Origin of the sequence: Diaphorobacter limosus (assembly GCF_033100095.1) — a bacterium.
Lineage (GTDB): Bacteria > Pseudomonadota > Gammaproteobacteria > Burkholderiales > Burkholderiaceae_C > Alicycliphilus > Alicycliphilus limosus.
This window is the reverse complement of the sequence record NZ_CP136921.1, coordinates 2,301,059-2,316,029: the sequence shown is the minus strand read 5'-3', so window position 1 is coordinate 2,316,029 and position 14,971 is coordinate 2,301,059. Positions and strand designations below refer to the sequence as shown.

The following is a 14,971-nucleotide window of genomic DNA, read 5'->3' as shown; positions in this document are numbered from 1 at the left end:
TTGATATGGTCAGGGCTTGGCCGCCGGAGCGGGGTTGGAGAAGTCCACCTTGGGTGGGGTGCTGATCTCGGCTTCGTTCTGCACCGTGAAGCTGGGCTTGGCGGTATAGCTGAATACCATTGCCGTGAGGTTGGTGGGGAAGCTGCGCGCGAGCACGTTGTAGTCCTGAACCGACTGGATATAGCGGTTGCGTGCCACGGTGATGCGGTTTTCCGTGCCCTCCAGGGTCACGCGCAAATCACGGAAGGCCTGGTTGGCCTGGAGCTGCGGGTAGCGCTCGGCCACCACCATCAGGCGTGATAGCGCGCCGGACAGCTCGCCCTGGGCCTGCTGGAACTTGTTGAACGCCTCGGGGTTGTTCAGGGTCTCAGGCGTGACCTGGATCGATGTGGCCTTGGCGCGCGCCTCGATCACCTTGGTGAGAGTCTCCTGCTCGAAATTGGCCTCGCCCTTCACCGTTGCCACGATATTGGGTACCAGGTCGGCGCGCCGTTGGTACTGGTTCAGCACCTCGCTCCATGCGGCCTTGGACTGCTCGTCCAGGCGCTGGAAGTCGTTGTAGCCACAACCGGACAAAAGCAATGCGGCGGCAATGATGGCAAAGAGTCTTTGCATGATTTCAACGGTGTTGGTGATGGGGTGGGCGCAGTGGCGGCGCAGGGGGGTGCCGGCATTGTGCATGCATTGGCGCAACCCGTGACAAGAGGCGCCCTGGTGCCGACAATAGTTGACCGGAATGTTCTTCTCCATTGCCTGATGACCAGACCCTCCTTGCGTGCCGTATTGGCCGGCAGTCCCGATGAGCTCGAAGCCGCGTTCTATGACGCCCTGCAGCAGGGCGACCTGGAGCGCCTGATGGCCTGCTGGGCCGACGAGGATGAAATTGTCTGCCTGCACCCGGGTGGCGCCCGCCTCGTGGGTCCGGCTGCGATACGCGCGGCCTACACCGCCATGCTGGAGCATGGCGGCGTGCAGGTACGACCGGCCCAGGTGGTGCGGGTGCAGGCCCTGGCCAGCAGTGTGCACAGCGTGCTGGAGCAGGTGCGCGTGGTGCTGCCGGACGGCGCGTGCGAGGCGCTGGTCAACGCCACCAACGTCTATCACAAGACACCCAGGGGCTGGCGCCTGGTGGCGCATCATGCCAGTGTCGGAGAGGCGCATGAGGGCGGCCTGCCCACCTCGTCGGCGCATATGCTGCATTGAGGCGCGACCATGGATGACATCGTCAGGCAGGCCATCGCCAAATGGCCCAACGTGCCGCACTGCTATGGCTGGCTGGGGCTGGATGCACGCGGCCAGTGGTATCTGCGCGATGGTGCAACCCAGGCTCTGGGCGGCTTTGATGTGGCGCGCGGCAGCCAACTGCAGCATGCCAAGCTGATCGACTTCATACACCGCAACTATGAGGCCGATGCGCGCGGTTGCTGGTACTTTCAGAATGGACCGCAGCGAGTCTACGTAGAACTGGAGGCGGCACCCTGGGTCTGGCGCCTGCATGCCGATGGCAGGGTGATGTCGCACACCGGCAAAGTTGCTGAGGTTCGGGCGATGCGGGTGGATGAGTCTGGCCGGGTGTATTTGCAGACCGACATCGGCCCTGGCCTGGTGCACTCGATGGATGTGGGACTGGCTGCCGATGCGGTGGAGCAGGGGCGCTGGGTACCGATTCCGATAGAGGGAGCGGTGCTTGCGCAGGAGTTCGGCTTTGTTCGCAGTCCGTTCGCGCTCAGCCAGAGCAGATCCCAAGCCGGTGACCCAGCGCCGCAGGCATGAAAAAAGCCGATCAAGGATCGGCTTTTTTGTGATCTGTCTGTGGCGCGCTTACTTGGCGGAATTCACCAGGTATTCGACAGCGGCCTTGAACTCCGCATCCGAGGCGCTGGAGCCGCCCTTGGGAGGCATGGCGCCCTTGCCGGTGGTGGCGATCTTCAGCACCTCGTCAAAGCCGGCGGCAAGGCGGGGCGCCCAGGCGGCCTTGTCGCCAAACTTCGGCGCGCCTGCAACCCCTGCGCCATGGCAGGCCACGCAGGTGGATTCATAGAGCTTCTTGCCGGCTGCGACGTCGGTTTCTGCGGCTGGTGCGGCGGCGGCTGCCGGAGCTGCTGCGGGGGCGGCCGCTGCAGGAGCGGGCGCAGCGGCGGCGGCGTCGGCGCCGCCCGGTGCCGCAGGTTCAACGAACTTGGCGCCCGCGGCATTCGCCATGTAGGCCACGCCGCGCGCGATCTCGGTGTCGTTGAAGTCGCCGCCGCCTTGCGGTGCCATGGCCCCCTTGCCCTTGAGTGCGGACTGCACCAGAGCCTCGAAGCCGGTCTTGATGCGCGGACCCCAGGCGGCCGCATCGCCCAGCTTGGGAGCGCCGGCGGCGCCCGTGGCATGGCATGCGGCGCACTGGCCGTTGTACACCGCTTCGCCCGCACGCAGCGGACGGTTGGCGTCGCGCACCTCCACGTTGCCGACCTTTTGAATGCGCTGCGCAATCGCCATCTCGAGGTTGCCCACGCCGGCGTTGGGTTTGCTGCCCGAGGTCACAAACACCACCAAGCCGATGATGATGAAGATCGGCAACACGAAGGCCAGGATGGTGGAGGTCAGGAACTGCTTCGGGTTTTTGATGGCGCCGGTATGCGCTTCGTCATGGGTGTCGCTCATGGAATCCTCGGGTGATGTTTTTGTGCTGGCGGCGGAAGGAAAATCAGGCGCCGATTATAGGAGTCCACCTTGCGCCACGCCCGCCTGCGGGAAACGGGTCGGCACCCCATCAGGAGCGGGTTGCGGCGGTGGCTTCCGTCCAGCCGCCGCCCAGCACCTTGTACAGCGTGACCTGGTTTTGCAGCTGCTGCAACCTTGTCAGCACCAGCGCCTGTTCGGTGGCGAACAGTGAGCGCTGCGCGTCCAGCAGATCCAGGTAGCTGGCGACACCGTTGCGGTAGCGCAGGTCGGACAGCTGCAGGCGCTTGCTGTCGGCCTGTACCTGGGCGCGCTGGGCCTCGCTTTGCTGCTGCAGCGTGGCCTGGCCAGCGAGCGCATCCGACACCTCGCGGAAGGCCACCTGTATCGATTTTTCGTACTGGGCAACGGCGATCTGGCGCCCGGCCTGCGCGGCCTCCAGCCCGGCCTGGTTGCGGCCGGCATCGAAGATCGGCAGAGCCAGTTGCGGCGCCAGCGAGAAGGCCCAGGAGCCGCTCTTGAACAGGCCGGAGAGCTCGCTGCTCACGCTGCCCACCTGCGCGGTGAGGGCGATGCGCGGAAAGAAGGCCGCGCGTGCCGCGCCGATGTTGGCATTGGCGCCTATCAGCATTTGCTCGGCCTGGCGGATGTCGGGGCGGCGCTCCAGCAGATCCGAAGGCAGGCCCGGGGGCAGCGGTTGCATCGGGGCGGCATCGGCCAGACGTGACGAGGGCAGGCTGGCGCGGACCGCGTCGGGCAGGCTCTGGCCCAGCAGCAGGGCCAGGGCGTTTTCGTCCAGTTGGCGCTGGCGCAGTTGCTGCGCGTAGGTGGCACGGGCCGCCTGGGCCAGGCTCTCGGCCTGGTGGCTGTCCAGTTCGGAGCTCACGCCATGCTCCAGGCGCAGGCGTGTCAGCTTGACGGACTCTTCGCGCGTCTGCAGCGTGCGGCGCGAAATATCCAGCAACTCCTCGTCAGCCATGAGTGTCAGCCAGCCCGAGGCCACGGCCGCGACCAGGCTGATCTGTGCTGATTTGCGCGCCTCGGCTGTGGCCAGGTACTGGGCCAGGGCCTGCTCCTTGAGGGCAGCAATGCGCCCGAAGAAATCCATCTCCCAGGCCGAGATGCCCACTCCCGCCTGATACAGATTGCTGTAGCCGTCGCCCGAGGTCTTGGGTTGGCGCGTGCCGCTGGCGATCGCATTCACCGTCGGGTATTGGTTGGCACGCTGGATCTGGAACTGCGCGCGCGCCTGCTCCACGTTCAGCATGGCCACGCGCAGGTCGCGGTTGTTCTCCAGGGCGATGCCCAGCAGGGTTTGCAGGCGCGGGTCGGTGAAGTATTCCTTCCAGTCGATGTCGGCCGCCGCCTTGGCTGTGGTGGGCATCTCACTGCCGGGCTGGGCATAGGCCTGAGGCACGGGTGCCGCCGGCCGCTCATGGCTGGGGATGAAGCTGCAGCCTGCCAGCAATGCGATGGCTGCCAGCGGTGCCAGGGCGCGCGCGGCGCGCGTGCGGGGCGGTTGGTGCTTGTGCATGATGTTAGTTACTCCGGCGGCGGTATCAGGTTGCGCTTTCGCTGTTGTGTTTCAGCGCTTGCTTGCTGTCATGGTCGCGCTGGCGCTGGCTGCCCTTGAAGAAGCCGCGGATCAGTACAAAGAACAGCGGGACAAAGATCACTGCGAGTACGGTGCCGGTGATCATCCCTCCGACCACACCGGTGCCGATGGCGCGTTGGCTGGCCGAGCTGGCGCCCGATGCGAAAAACAACGGCAGCACGCCCAGCGTAAAGGCTAGCGAAGTCATGAGGATGGGGCGGAAGCGCAGGTGGGCCGCCTCCAGCGCCGCGTCGATGACGCTCTTGCCCTGGGCTTGCAGATCCTTGGCGAACTCGACGATCAGGATGGCGTTCTTTGCCGACAGGCCGATGATGGTCACGAGGCCGATCTGGAAGTACACGTCGTTGGACATACCGCGCAGCAGCGTCGCGAGCAGCACGCCCAGCACGCCCAGCGGCACGACCAGCAGCACCGAGAACGGGATCGACCAGCTCTCGTAGAGCGCCGCCAGGCACAGGAACACCGCGAGCAGCGAGAACGCGTACAGCACCATGGCCTGCGAGCCCGCGAGCTTTTCCTCGCGCGACTGGCCCGTCCACTCGAAGCCGAAGCCCTCGGGCAGCTGGGCGGCCAGGCGCTCCATCTCGGCCATCGCGTCGCCCGTACTGAAGCCGGGCGCGGCGTCGCCGGCGATCTTCATCGACGGGTAGCCGTTGTAGCGCACGGTCTGCATGGCGCCGGTCAGCCAGCGCGTGGTGGCGAACGTCGACAGCGGCACCACTTGGCCCTTGTTGTTGAGCACGGGGATGTCGAGCACTTCCTCGGGCTGCATGCGGGCGCGGGCATCGGCCTGCACCACCACGCGCTGCAGGCGGCCCTGGTTCGGGAAGTCGTTGACGTAGGTCGAGCCGAGCGCCGTCGAGAGCGCGCTGCCGATGGCGTCGAACGACACGCCCAGGGCGCTGGCCTTGTCGCGGTCGATGTCGATCTGCATCTGCGGCGCATCCTCCATGCCGTCGGGGCGCACGCCGGCCAGCACCTTGCTCTGCGCGGCCATGCCGAGCAGCTGGTTGCGCGCGGCGACCAGCGCCGCGTGGCCCTTGGAGCCGCGGTCCTGCAGGCGGAAGGTGAAGCCCGTGGCGGTGCCCAGCTCGGGGATGGGTGGAGGGCTCAGCGCGAAGATGAACGCGTCGCGGTAGCCCATGAGCGCGCCCATGGCGCGGCCTGCGATGGCAGCGGCCGAATGCTCGGGGCCGGGGCGCTCGCTCCAGTCCTTGAGCGTCACGAAGGCCAGGCCCGCGTTCTGCCCCTGGCCCGAGAACGAGAAGCCCGCCACCGTGACGATGTTGTTCACCTCGGGCTGCTTCAGCGCGAAATTCTCTACCTGGGTCAGCGCCGCGCGCGTGCGCTCCAGCGACGCGCCCGCCGGCAGCTGGACGTTGGTGATCAGGTAGCCCTGGTCTTCGTTGGGCAGGAACGAGGTGGGCAGGCGCGTGTAGACGATGGCCACGGCGCCGATCAGCGCGGCGTAGATGACGGCCATGCGTCCGCCGCGGCGCACCAGTCTGGCCAGGCCCGACTCGTAGCGGTGCGTGGTGCTCTTGAACGCGCGGTTGAACCAGCCGAAGAAGCCCTTCTTCTCCATGTGGTGGCCGGCATCGACGGGTTTGAGCAGCGTGCCACACAGCGCTGGCGTGAGCGACAGCGCCAGGAAGGCCGAGAACGCGATCGATGTCGCCATGGTGGCGGCGAACTGGCGGTAGATGTTGCCCGTGGAGCCCGCGAAGAACGCGAGCGGCACGAACACCGATACCAGCACCACCGTCACGCCGACGATGGCGCCCGAGATCTGGTCCATGGCCTTGCGCGTGGCCTGCAGTGGCGGCAGGCCTTCCTCGCTCATGATGCGCTCGACGTTCTCGACCACCACGATGGCGTCATCCACCACGATGCCGATCACCAGCACCATGCCGAACATGGTCAGCACGTTGATCGAGAAGCCCATCGCCAAGAGTGCGCCGAAGGTGCCCAGCAGCGCCACGGGCACCACGATGGTGGGGATGATGGTGTAGCGGAAGTTCTGCAGGAACAGGAACATCACCAGGAACACCAGCACCACGGCTTCGAGCAGCGTGTGCACCACCTTCTCGATCGAGACCGAGATGAAGGTGGAGGTGTCGTACGGGATGGTGTACTTCACGCCCTGGGGGAAGTACTGCTGCAGCTCGGCCAGCCTGGCCTTCACGGCCTTGGCCGTGGCCAGCGCGTTGGCGGTGGGCGTGAGCTGCACGCCCATGCCCACGGCGGGCGAGCCGTTCAGGCGCGCGCTGGTGCTGTAGCTCTGCGCGCCCAGCTCCAAGGTCGCCACGTCCCTCAGGCGCACGGTGGAGCCGTCGGTGTTGGCGCGCAGCACGATGTTGCCGAACTGCTCGGTGGTGGAGAGCTGGCCCTGCACCACGATGGTGGCCGTCGTGGTCTGTCCCTGGGCACTCGGCAGGTCGCCGAGGTTGCCCGCGGACACCTGCACGTTCTGCGCGCGGATGGCGGCGTTCACCTGGTCGAGCGAGAGGTTGAAGCCCTTGAGCTTGGCAGGGTCGATCCACACGCGCATGGCGCGCTCGGAGCCGAACTGCGTGACCGAGCCCACGCCGGGCAGGCGCTGCAGTTCGGGCACGATGTTGCGCGCCGCATAGTCGTTGAGTGCGTCGATGCTCACATTCGGGGTTTCCGACGTGAGCATGGAGAACAGCAGGAAGTTGGAGCGCGACTTCTCCACGCGCACCCCCTGCTGCGTCACGGCCGCCGGCAGGCGCGGCGTGGCGCGCGAGAGGCGGTTCTGCACGTCCACCTGCGCGAGGTCGTCGTTAGTGCCGGGCTCGAAGCTCAGCACGATCGAGCCCGTGCCGTTGGCCTGGGCCGTGGCCTCCATGTAGGCCAGGCCCGTGGCGCCGTTCATCTCTCGCTCGATGACGGCGAGCACCGAGTCCTCGAGCGTCTGCGCCGTGGCGCCGGGATAGGCGACGGACACCTGGATCGTGGGCGGCGCCACCGCAGGGTACTGGGCGATGGGCAACTGGGTGATCGAGACCGCGCCCGCCACCATGATGAAGATTGCGACGACCCACGCGAAGATGGGGCGCTCGATGAAGAACTTGGCCATGTGCCGCGCTCCTGGTTCTTATTGCTTGGCCGGCGTTGCGGCGGGCTGGCTGGCGGCGGCCGATGCGGCCTGTGCGGGCGCCTTGGCGGCGCCGTTGGCCTGCCACGGCACGGGCTGGACGACCATGGGGTCGCCGGGCTTGACGCGCGGCAATTTCTGAAAGCCGTCGACCATCACCTGCTCGCCGGCCTTCAGGCCGTCGAGCACCACCCAGTTGGTGCCCTGCGCGGGCCCGAGCTTGACCGGGCGCGGCGAGACCCTGCCGCCTTCGCCGACCACCATCACCGTGTCGGCAGCGCCCGTGCGCGTGACCGCCTGCTGCGGCAGCAGCACGCCGTTGTCCACCTGCGCCTGCTCCAGCCGCACGCGCACGTACAGGCCCGGCAGCAGCGAGCGGTCGGGGTTGGGCACCTCGGCGCGCAGCGTGACCTGGCCGCTGGTCGCATCCACCGTCAGGTCGGTGAACAGCAGGCGGCCCGGCTGCTTGTGCACGCTGCCGTCCTCCAGCACCACGCTCACGTTCGCGGCGTTGGCGCCGGCCTTCTTGTACTTGCCGCTGGCCATGGCCGCGCGCAGCTTGAGCGCTTCGGAAGCCGACTGCGTGAAGTTGATGTAGAGCGGGTCGATCTGCTGGATCACCGCCAGCTCGGTCGGCGTGCCCTGGCCGACCAGCGCGCCTTCGGTCACCAGCGCGCGGCCGATGCGGCCGGAGATCGGCGCGGTCACGGTGGCGTAGCCCAGGTTGATGCGGGCCGTGGTCACGGCCGCCTTGGCGGCGGCCACGTTGGCCTCGGCCGTCTTCTGCGCGGCCACGGCATTGTCGTATTCCTGCTTGCTGATGGCGTTCACGGCCACCAGCGGGCGGTAGCGTTCGGCTAGCGCGCGGCTCTGGGCCAGGCTGGCCTCGGCCTGCGCCACGCTGGCCTGCGCCTGCGCCAGCGCGGCCTCGTAGGGCGCGCTGTCGATCAGGAACAGCTTCTGGCCCGCCTTCACGTCGCTGCCTTCGGCGAACAGGCGCTTTTGCAGGATGCCTGCGGCGCGTGCGCGCACCTCGGCGATGCGCGACGCCTCCAGCCTGCCAGGCAGCTCGGTGACGAGCCCGATGTCGCCCGGCTGTACTGTCACCACCCCCACTTGCGGCGCCGGCGGCGGGCCACCTGCACCGGCGGGGGCGGCGTCCTTCTTGCCGCAGGCCGCCAGCGCGAGGGCGGCGGCCAGGGCGATCGACAGGGCCGCCGCCGGGCGGCGCACGAAGCGGCGAACGGGGCGGGCGTTCTTGTTGTTGTTCAGACGGGGCATGGAAGTCCTTTGGCTGGCGGGGTGCGTTGATGAGGTGCGGTGCCCGTGCAAGGCAAGCGCGGGATATTCGCACCATCGGATGGCAATTGCACGAAGGGGCGAATTATATATACATTCATGAATGTATAATCAAAAGCTAAGGCTCCGCCACCATCCGGTGGTGGCGCCCTTTTTTCGGAGGCCCACGATCCATGGCTCGACGCACCAAGGAAGACGCAGACGCCACGCGCAACGCACTGTTGGATGCGGCCGAACTCGTTTTCTATGAAAAGGGGGTGGCGCGCGCATCGCTGAGCGAGATCGCCCAGGCGGCCGGCGCCACGCGCGGTGCCATCTACTGGCACTTCAAGGACAAGGTGGATTTGTTCAACGCGATGATGGATCGCGCCACCCTGTCGCTCGAAGGCGTGTGCAACGCCGGCGAGGCCGCGTACGCCAAGGAGCCGCTCGTGCAGCTGCGCGGCATGGTGGAGCTGCTGCTGCGCAGCGTCGTGGGCGACGCTCACATGCGCCGCGTGTTCGAGATCGCCCTGTACCGCGTGGAATACGTGAGCGAACTCAGCGGCGTGCGCGAGCGCCACCTTGCTGCGCACGCACGCTTCCAGGCGCTGCTGGAACGCAATCTGTCGCTTGCGGCCGCTCAGGCATCGCTGGCGCTGCCGATGTCCGCGGCAATGGCGGCGGCCGGCCTGCATGCCCTGTTCAACGGCCTGCTGCAATCGTGGTTGCTGGACGAAGCCAGCTTCGACCTGCCGGCCACGGGCCGTGCGGCCGTGGACGCTTATCTGCGTGGATTGGGCTTTCACGTGTGACCTGCGTGCGATAATTGCCGATCTTTCACGAACGCGGCTGTAGCTCAGTGGATAGAGTATTGGCCTCCGAAGCCAAGGGTCGTGGGTTCGATCCCCGCCAGCCGCGCCAGTTTGTACCGATGGTGCGCGATCAGATGGTGAGTTTTGGCTCCGCGCGCAAAAAAGCTGATATACTTGCGAATTCCTCGGAGGGGTGCCCGAGTGGCTAAAGGGGGCAGACTGTAAATCTGTTGGCTTACGCCTACACTGGTTCGAATCCAGTCCCCTCCACCAAATTGTGAGTTGAAGGCGTTGGACCGCGATTGCGCAAACCTCGGTCTTGCGGGAGTAGTTCAATGGTAGAACCCTAGCCTTCCAAGCTAATGACGCGGGTTCGATTCCCGTCTCCCGCTCCATGATTTGGTTTGGTTTTTAGGCTTAGGCCTTGTGATTGCCCTTGTGGCTCAGTGGTAGAGCACTCCCTTGGTAAGGGAGAGGTCGCGGGTCCGATTCCCGCCAAGGGCACCAAAATTCAAAGACGCGCCCCGTTTGGGGTGTGTCTGTATTTATCGTGCTGGTATAGCTTTTTCGGAGTCGAAAAGATGGCAAAAGGTAAATTCGAACGCACCAAGCCCCACGTGAACGTGGGCACGATCGGTCACGTGGACCATGGCAAGACGACGCTGACGGCGGCGATTGCCACGGTGCTGTCCAAGAAGTTCGGCGGCGAAGCCAAGGGCTACGACCAGATCGACAACGCGCCCGAAGAAAAGGCCCGCGGCATCACCATCAACACCTCGCACGTCGAGTACGAGACCGCCAACCGCCACTACGCCCACGTGGACTGCCCCGGCCACGCCGACTATGTGAAAAACATGATCACCGGCGCCGCCCAGATGGACGGCGCCATCCTGGTGTGCTCGGCCGCTGACGGCCCCATGCCCCAGACGCGCGAGCACATCCTGCTGGCCCGCCAGGTGGGCGTGCCCTACATCATCGTGTTCCTGAACAAGTGCGACATGGTGGACGACGAAGAGCTGCTCGAGCTGGTCGAAATGGAAGTGCGCGAACTGCTGGACAAGTACGACTTCCCCGGCGACGACACCCCCATCATCCGTGGCTCGGCCAAGCTGGCCCTCGAAGGCGACCAGTCCGACAAGGGCGAACCCGCCATCCTGAAGCTCGCCGAAGCCCTGGACACCTACATCCCCACGCCCGAGCGCGCCGTGGACGGCGCCTTTCTGATGCCCGTGGAAGACGTGTTCTCCATCTCCGGCCGTGGCACCGTGGTGACCGGTCGCGTCGAGCGCGGCATCATCAAGGTCGGTGAAGAAATCGAAATCGTCGGCATCCGCGACACGCAAAAGACCACCTGCACCGGCGTGGAAATGTTCCGCAAGCTGCTGGACCAGGGCCAGGCTGGCGACAACGTCGGTCTGCTGCTGCGCGGCACCAAGCGTGAAGACGTCGAGCGCGGCCAGGTGCTGTGCAAGCCCGGCTCCATCAAGCCGCACACCCACTTCACGGCTGAGGTGTACGTTTTGAGCAAGGACGAAGGCGGCCGCCACACCCCGTTCTTCAACAACTACCGTCCGCAGTTCTACTTCCGCACGACCGACGTGACCGGCTCCATCGAGCTGCCAGCCGACAAGGAAATGGTCATGCCCGGCGACAACGTGTCGATCACCGTCAAGCTGATCGCCCCCATCGCCATGGAAGAAGGCCTGCGCTTCGCCATCCGCGAAGGCGGCCGCACCGTGGGTGCCGGCGTCGTTGCCAAGATCATTGCGTAATCAATGAGTCATAGGGGTATAGCTCAATTGGCAGAGCGTCGGTCTCCAAAACCGAAGGTTGTAGGTTCGATTCCTACTGCCCCTGCCACCTGAATACGGTGGTCAACAAGCCCGCCAGAGTCTGGCGGGCTTCGGTGTCTTGTGCGACACCAGATACAGAAGGCAAAAATTTCATCTATGGCCACTTCCCAGGTTGAAACGGTCACCACCGGTGCGGACAAGGCAAAGTTGTTCGCTGCGGTGGCGATCGTTCTTGCGTCTATCGCCGGTTTCTATCTGCTCGGCAAGCAGGGTCCGCTGATTCAGTGGGCGGCGCTGCTGCTTGGCTTGGCGCTGGCCGTGGTCATGTTCTTGGTTTCTGAGCATGGTCGTCAGTTCATTGCCTTCGCTCGTGATGCTTCGCGCGAGGTCAAGAAGGTGGTCTGGCCAACGCGTAAGGAATCGCTGCAGATGACGGGCTATGTGTTCGCGTTTGTGGTTCTGATGGCACTCTTCCTCTGGTTTACAGACAAAACCTTGGAGTGGGTTCTGTACGATTTGATCTTGGGTTGGAGGAAGTGATGGTGGATGCCATGCAAGCCGGTGGTGAGCAAACTTCCGCGGACGCGTCGGCCAATCCCGATTTGCGTTGGTACATCGTTCATGCCTATTCCGGCATGGAAAAGGCCGTAGAGCGCAACATTCAGGAGCGCATTGCCCGCGCCGGCATGCAGCAGAAGTTTGGCCGCATTCTTGTTCCGACCGAAGATGTCGTGGAAATGAAGAATGGTCAGCGCAAGACCACTGAGCGTCGCCTGTTCCCGGGTTATGTGTTTGTTGAGATGGTCATGGATGACGACACCTGGCACCTGGTGAAGCACACCAGCAAGGTGACCGGCTTCGTGGGCGGGGTCAAGAATCGTCCTGCGCCTATTTCCGAGGACGAGGTGCAGAAGATCGTCAACCAGATGCAACAGGGCACGGATAAGCCCCGCCACAAGATCGAGTTCATGGTGGGCGAACTGGTACGTGTCAAGGAAGGCCCCTTCACCGACTTCAACGGTTCGGTGGAAGAGGTCAACTACGAGAAGAGCCGCCTGCGGGTATCGGTCATGATTTTTGGTCGTTCAACCCCTGTCGAGTTGGAGTTTGCCCAGGTCGAGAAGACGTAAGCCTTTCTTCCGGCAACTTAATTCGCATCAAGTTTCGCGCCTTTCGACTCGGCGCGATAAAAAATTGAGTCGATAACCCCCGGGGAGCCTGACCCTTTGGATCGGGCGTCATCACCCGCAAGGAGCTATCAATGGCGAAGAAAATCGTCGGCTTCATCAAGCTGCAAGTGCCAGCTGGTAAGGCCAACCCATCCCCCCCGATCGGCCCCGCGCTCGGTCAGCGTGGTCTCAACATCATGGAATTCTGCAAGGCGTTCAACGCCCAGACCCAGGGTGTCGAGCCGGGCCTGCCGCTGCCCGTCGTCATCACCGCTTTTGCCGACAAGAGCTTCACCTTCATCATCAAGACGCCGCCCGCAACGGTGCTGATCAAGAAGGCCATCAAGCTGGACAAGGGCTCGTCCAATCCGCTGAGCACCAAGGTCGGCAAGATCACCCGCGCACAGCTGGAAGAGATCGCCAAGACCAAGCTCAAGGACATGAATGCCGCCGATGTGGACGCTGCCGTGCGTACGCTGGCAGGCTCTGCCCGTTCCATGGGCGTGACGGTGGAGGGCCTCTGACATGGCAAAGCTGACCAAGAAGCAAAAAGCCCTGCAGGGCAAGGTTGACAGCACCAAGCTGTATGCATTCGCTGACGCCGTGGCCCTGGTGAAGGATGCCGCCACCGCCAAGTTCGATGAATCGATCGACGTGGCCGTGCAGCTGGGCGTGGATGCCAAGAAGTCCGACCAGGTGGTGCGTGGCGCCGTCGTGCTGCCCAATGGCACTGGCAAAACCTCCCGCGTGGCCGTGTTTGCCCAGGGCGCCAAGGCCGAAGAAGCCAAGGCCGCCGGTGCCGACATCGTTGGCATGGACGACCTGGCCGCGATGGTCAAGGCCGGTGACATGCCCTTCGACGTGGTTATCGCCGCCCCTGATGCCATGCGCGTCGTGGGTACGCTGGGCCAGATCCTGGGCCCACGCGGCCTGATGCCCAACCCCAAGGTGGGTACGGTGACGCCCGACGTGGCCACGGCCGTGAAGAACGCCAAGGCCGGCCAGGTGCAGTTCCGTGTCGACAAGGCCGGCATCATCCACACGACCATTGGCCGTCGCTCGTTCGACAACGACAAGCTGCAAGGCAACCTGGTGGCGCTGATCGAAGCACTGAACAAGGCCAAGCCGGCTACCAGCAAGGGTGTTTACCTGCGCAAGGTGGCCGTATCTTCGACCATGGGTCTGGGCGTTCGCGTCGACACGCAAACCATCGCAGCCTGATTGCGATAAATCTTGAAGCGTTCGCAAGAGCGCTTCGGTGGTGGGCCGGCGCAGTGATGCGCCGGGCCATCCAAGACCGTTGGTGTGCAAGCAGGTTGCACTTAAACCCATGAGGGCCAACGCAGATGGCGATCCCGCTGCAGATGGAATTCTTCCGAAACAGTTGGTCGCTGCATACCAAGAGCGCGCATGGCTGGATTCGTCCGAAATGCGCATATGAAGGAGTAGACCTTGAGTCTTAATCGCAGTGAGAAAGAAGCGGTCATCAACGAAGTGACCAGCCTCGCCGCTAAAGCTCAAACGCTCGTGATCGCGGAGTACCGTGGCATCACGGTCGCCGACATGACCAAACTGCGCGTTGACGCCCGCAGCAAGGGTGTTTCCTTGAGTGTTCTGAAGAACACCTTGGCACGCCGTGCTGTGGCTGGCAGCCAGTTTGACGTGGTGGCCGACCAGATGACCGGTCCCCTGATCTATGGCTTCTCCGAAGACGCTGTGGCCGCCGCCAAGGTGGTGGCCGATTTCGCGAAGACCAACGACAAGCTGGTGATTCGTGGCGGCGCCTTCGCGGGCAAGGCCCTGGACGTGAACGGCGTGAAGCAACTGGCCAACATCCCTTCCAAGGAAGTGCTGCTGGCCCAGCTGTGTGGCTTGCTGATGTCGCCCATCTCCCGCACCGCTGTGGTGCTGGGTGCCCTGGCGACGAAAAAAGGCGACGGCGAAGCTGTGGCCGCCTGAGGCGGCAGTCGCAGTTTTTGCAACCCTCTGAAACCCAATTGTTAGGAAATCAAAATGGCATTCGATAAAGACGCATTTTTGACCGCGCTGGACAGCATGACGGTCATGGAACTCAATGACCTGGTCAAGGCCATTGAAGAGAAGTTTGGCGTGAGCGCTGCCGCCATGGCTGCTCCCGCTGCTGCCGGCGGTGGCGCTGCCGCTGCAGCCGCTGAAGAGAAGACCGAGTTCAACGTGGTGCTGACCGACGCTGGCGCCAACAAGGTCTCCGTCATCAAGGCAGTGCGCGAAATCACCGGCCTGGGCCTGAAGGAAGCCAAGGACCTGGTGGACGGCGCTCCCAAGAACGTCAAGGAAGCCATTGCCAAGGCCGACGCCGAAGCCGCTGTCAAGAAGCTGGTGGACGCCGGCGCCAAGGCCGAACTCAAGTAATCGACCTTGTCTCATGGGCTGGGGGTCTTGCAAAAGGCCTCCAGCCTTTGGTGCTTATGGGAATAGTCACCAGAGCGCACCAGCAAGCGGCCTGCAAGGCCGTTTGCTAGTGTCTTCTGACCCAT

At 64.5% G+C, this 14,971-nt stretch carries 15 protein-coding genes and 5 tRNA genes; 15 read left to right on the top strand and 5 right to left on the bottom strand.

Features of this window, described 5'->3' with window-relative positions; all coding sequences use genetic code 11:
• Positions 1–9 precede the first annotated feature (9 nt).
• Positions 10–615 carry a LemA family protein gene (locus tag P4826_RS11185; protein WP_317700474.1) on the bottom strand — a complete coding sequence of 202 codons (606 nt, stop codon included), beginning with the start codon at positions 613–615 and terminating at the stop codon, positions 10–12.
• A 141-nt stretch (positions 616–756) separates the two neighbouring features.
• Here P4826_RS11185 and P4826_RS11180 point away from each other — a divergent pair, with 141 nt between their 5' ends.
• Together P4826_RS11180 and P4826_RS11175 are read left to right on the top strand one after the other, a co-directional pair.
• The gene (locus tag P4826_RS11180) at positions 757–1,203 is read left to right on the top strand and encodes a YybH family protein (RefSeq protein WP_317700473.1); all 447 of its coding nucleotides are present in this window, start codon (positions 757–759) and stop codon (positions 1,201–1,203) included.
• 9 nt (positions 1,204–1,212) lie between these two features.
• Positions 1,213–1,773 (top strand): DUF2946 family protein, encoded by a 561-nt coding sequence (locus P4826_RS11175; protein ID WP_317700472.1) that lies wholly within the window; start codon positions 1,213–1,215, stop codon positions 1,771–1,773.
• Between the two features lie 48 nt (positions 1,774–1,821).
• Here P4826_RS11175 and P4826_RS11170 read toward each other — a convergent pair whose 3' ends face one another.
• The 4 genes from P4826_RS11170 to P4826_RS11155 all read right to left on the bottom strand — a co-directional run bounded on the left by P4826_RS11170 (position 1,822) and on the right by P4826_RS11155 (position 8,681).
• Entirely contained in the window at positions 1,822–2,649 is an 828-nt protein-coding gene (locus tag P4826_RS11170) for a c-type cytochrome (RefSeq protein WP_317700471.1), read from the bottom strand.
• Between the two features lie 109 nt (positions 2,650–2,758).
• Positions 2,759–4,201 carry an efflux transporter outer membrane subunit gene (locus P4826_RS11165; protein WP_317700470.1) on the bottom strand — a complete coding sequence of 481 codons (1,443 nt, stop codon included), beginning with the start codon at positions 4,199–4,201 and terminating at the stop codon, positions 2,759–2,761.
• Positions 4,202–4,226: 25 nt separating this feature from the next.
• Positions 4,227–7,382, bottom strand: coding sequence for an efflux RND transporter permease subunit (locus P4826_RS11160; protein ID WP_317700469.1), 3,156 nt, complete (start codon positions 7,380–7,382; stop codon positions 4,227–4,229).
• Between the two features lie 18 nt (positions 7,383–7,400).
• Positions 7,401–8,681, bottom strand: a complete 1,281-nt coding sequence (locus tag P4826_RS11155; protein ID WP_201397077.1) for an efflux RND transporter periplasmic adaptor subunit — start codon at positions 8,679–8,681, stop codon at positions 7,401–7,403.
• Between the two features lie 191 nt (positions 8,682–8,872).
• Here P4826_RS11155 and P4826_RS11150 point away from each other — a divergent pair, with 191 nt between their 5' ends.
• From P4826_RS11150 to rplL, 13 genes are all read left to right on the top strand, one after another.
• Positions 8,873–9,493: a TetR family transcriptional regulator gene (locus P4826_RS11150; RefSeq protein ID WP_317700468.1), complete on the top strand. Its 621-nt coding sequence runs from the start codon at positions 8,873–8,875 to the stop codon at positions 9,491–9,493.
• A gap of 33 nt (positions 9,494–9,526) precedes the next feature.
• A tRNA-Arg gene (locus P4826_RS11145) sits at positions 9,527–9,602 on the top strand.
• Positions 9,603–9,680: 78 nt separating this feature from the next.
• Positions 9,681–9,766: transfer RNA gene (locus tag P4826_RS11140), tRNA-Tyr, on the top strand.
• A 48-nt stretch (positions 9,767–9,814) separates the two neighbouring features.
• Positions 9,815–9,888 (top strand) — tRNA-Gly (locus tag P4826_RS11135).
• Between the two features lie 37 nt (positions 9,889–9,925).
• Positions 9,926–10,000: transfer RNA gene (locus P4826_RS11130), tRNA-Thr, on the top strand.
• Positions 10,001–10,074: 74 nt separating this feature from the next.
• Complete coding sequence (tuf, locus tag P4826_RS11125) at positions 10,075–11,265, top strand: elongation factor Tu (protein ID WP_317700467.1); 1,191 nt, start codon at positions 10,075–10,077, stop codon at positions 11,263–11,265.
• Between the two features lie 12 nt (positions 11,266–11,277).
• Positions 11,278–11,353 (top strand) — tRNA-Trp (locus P4826_RS11120).
• An 89-nt stretch (positions 11,354–11,442) separates the two neighbouring features.
• On the top strand, positions 11,443–11,826 hold the full coding sequence (gene secE / locus P4826_RS11115; RefSeq protein ID WP_317700466.1) for a preprotein translocase subunit SecE: 384 nt from the start codon (positions 11,443–11,445) through the stop codon (positions 11,824–11,826).
• Positions 11,826–12,416, top strand: coding sequence for a transcription termination/antitermination protein NusG (nusG, locus tag P4826_RS11110; protein ID WP_317700465.1), 591 nt, complete (start codon positions 11,826–11,828; stop codon positions 12,414–12,416). The genes secE and nusG overlap by 1 nt, the downstream gene beginning before the upstream one ends.
• A gap of 131 nt (positions 12,417–12,547) precedes the next feature.
• On the top strand, positions 12,548–12,979 hold the full coding sequence (rplK, locus tag P4826_RS11105; protein WP_317700464.1) for a 50S ribosomal protein L11: 432 nt from the start codon (positions 12,548–12,550) through the stop codon (positions 12,977–12,979).
• 1 nt (position 12,980) lies between these two features.
• Positions 12,981–13,676: a 50S ribosomal protein L1 gene (gene rplA, locus P4826_RS11100; protein WP_317700463.1), complete on the top strand. Its 696-nt coding sequence runs from the start codon at positions 12,981–12,983 to the stop codon at positions 13,674–13,676.
• 231 nt (positions 13,677–13,907) lie between these two features.
• Positions 13,908–14,414 carry a 50S ribosomal protein L10 gene (gene rplJ / locus P4826_RS11095; RefSeq protein WP_317700462.1) on the top strand — a complete coding sequence of 169 codons (507 nt, stop codon included), beginning with the start codon at positions 13,908–13,910 and terminating at the stop codon, positions 14,412–14,414.
• 54 nt (positions 14,415–14,468) lie between these two features.
• On the top strand, positions 14,469–14,846 hold the full coding sequence (gene rplL, locus P4826_RS11090) for a 50S ribosomal protein L7/L12 (RefSeq protein ID WP_317700461.1): 378 nt from the start codon (positions 14,469–14,471) through the stop codon (positions 14,844–14,846).
• Positions 14,847–14,971: the final 125 nt, after the last annotated feature.

Coding starts and splice junctions, on each gene's coding strand:
- P4826_RS11185 (WP_317700474.1), bottom strand. CDS start 615: ATGCAAAGACTCTTTGCCATCATTGCCGCCGCATTGCTTTTGTCCGGT.
- P4826_RS11180 (WP_317700473.1), top strand. CDS start 757: ATGACCAGACCCTCCTTGCGTGCCGTATTGGCCGGCAGTCCCGATGAG.
- P4826_RS11175 (WP_317700472.1), top strand. CDS start 1,213: ATGGATGACATCGTCAGGCAGGCCATCGCCAAATGGCCCAACGTGCCG.
- P4826_RS11170 (WP_317700471.1), bottom strand. CDS start 2,649: ATGAGCGACACCCATGACGAAGCGCATACCGGCGCCATCAAAAACCCG.
- P4826_RS11165 (WP_317700470.1), bottom strand. CDS start 4,201: ATGCACAAGCACCAACCGCCCCGCACGCGCGCCGCGCGCGCCCTGGCA.
- P4826_RS11160 (WP_317700469.1), bottom strand. CDS start 7,382: ATGGCCAAGTTCTTCATCGAGCGCCCCATCTTCGCGTGGGTCGTCGCA.
- P4826_RS11155 (WP_201397077.1), bottom strand. CDS start 8,681: ATGCCCCGTCTGAACAACAACAAGAACGCCCGCCCCGTTCGCCGCTTC.
- P4826_RS11150 (WP_317700468.1), top strand. CDS start 8,873: ATGGCTCGACGCACCAAGGAAGACGCAGACGCCACGCGCAACGCACTG.
- tuf (WP_317700467.1), top strand. CDS start 10,075: ATGGCAAAAGGTAAATTCGAACGCACCAAGCCCCACGTGAACGTGGGC.
- secE (WP_317700466.1), top strand. CDS start 11,443: ATGGCCACTTCCCAGGTTGAAACGGTCACCACCGGTGCGGACAAGGCA.
- nusG (WP_317700465.1), top strand. CDS start 11,826: ATGGTGGATGCCATGCAAGCCGGTGGTGAGCAAACTTCCGCGGACGCG.
- rplK (WP_317700464.1), top strand. CDS start 12,548: ATGGCGAAGAAAATCGTCGGCTTCATCAAGCTGCAAGTGCCAGCTGGT.
- rplA (WP_317700463.1), top strand. CDS start 12,981: ATGGCAAAGCTGACCAAGAAGCAAAAAGCCCTGCAGGGCAAGGTTGAC.
- rplL (WP_317700461.1), top strand. CDS start 14,469: ATGGCATTCGATAAAGACGCATTTTTGACCGCGCTGGACAGCATGACG.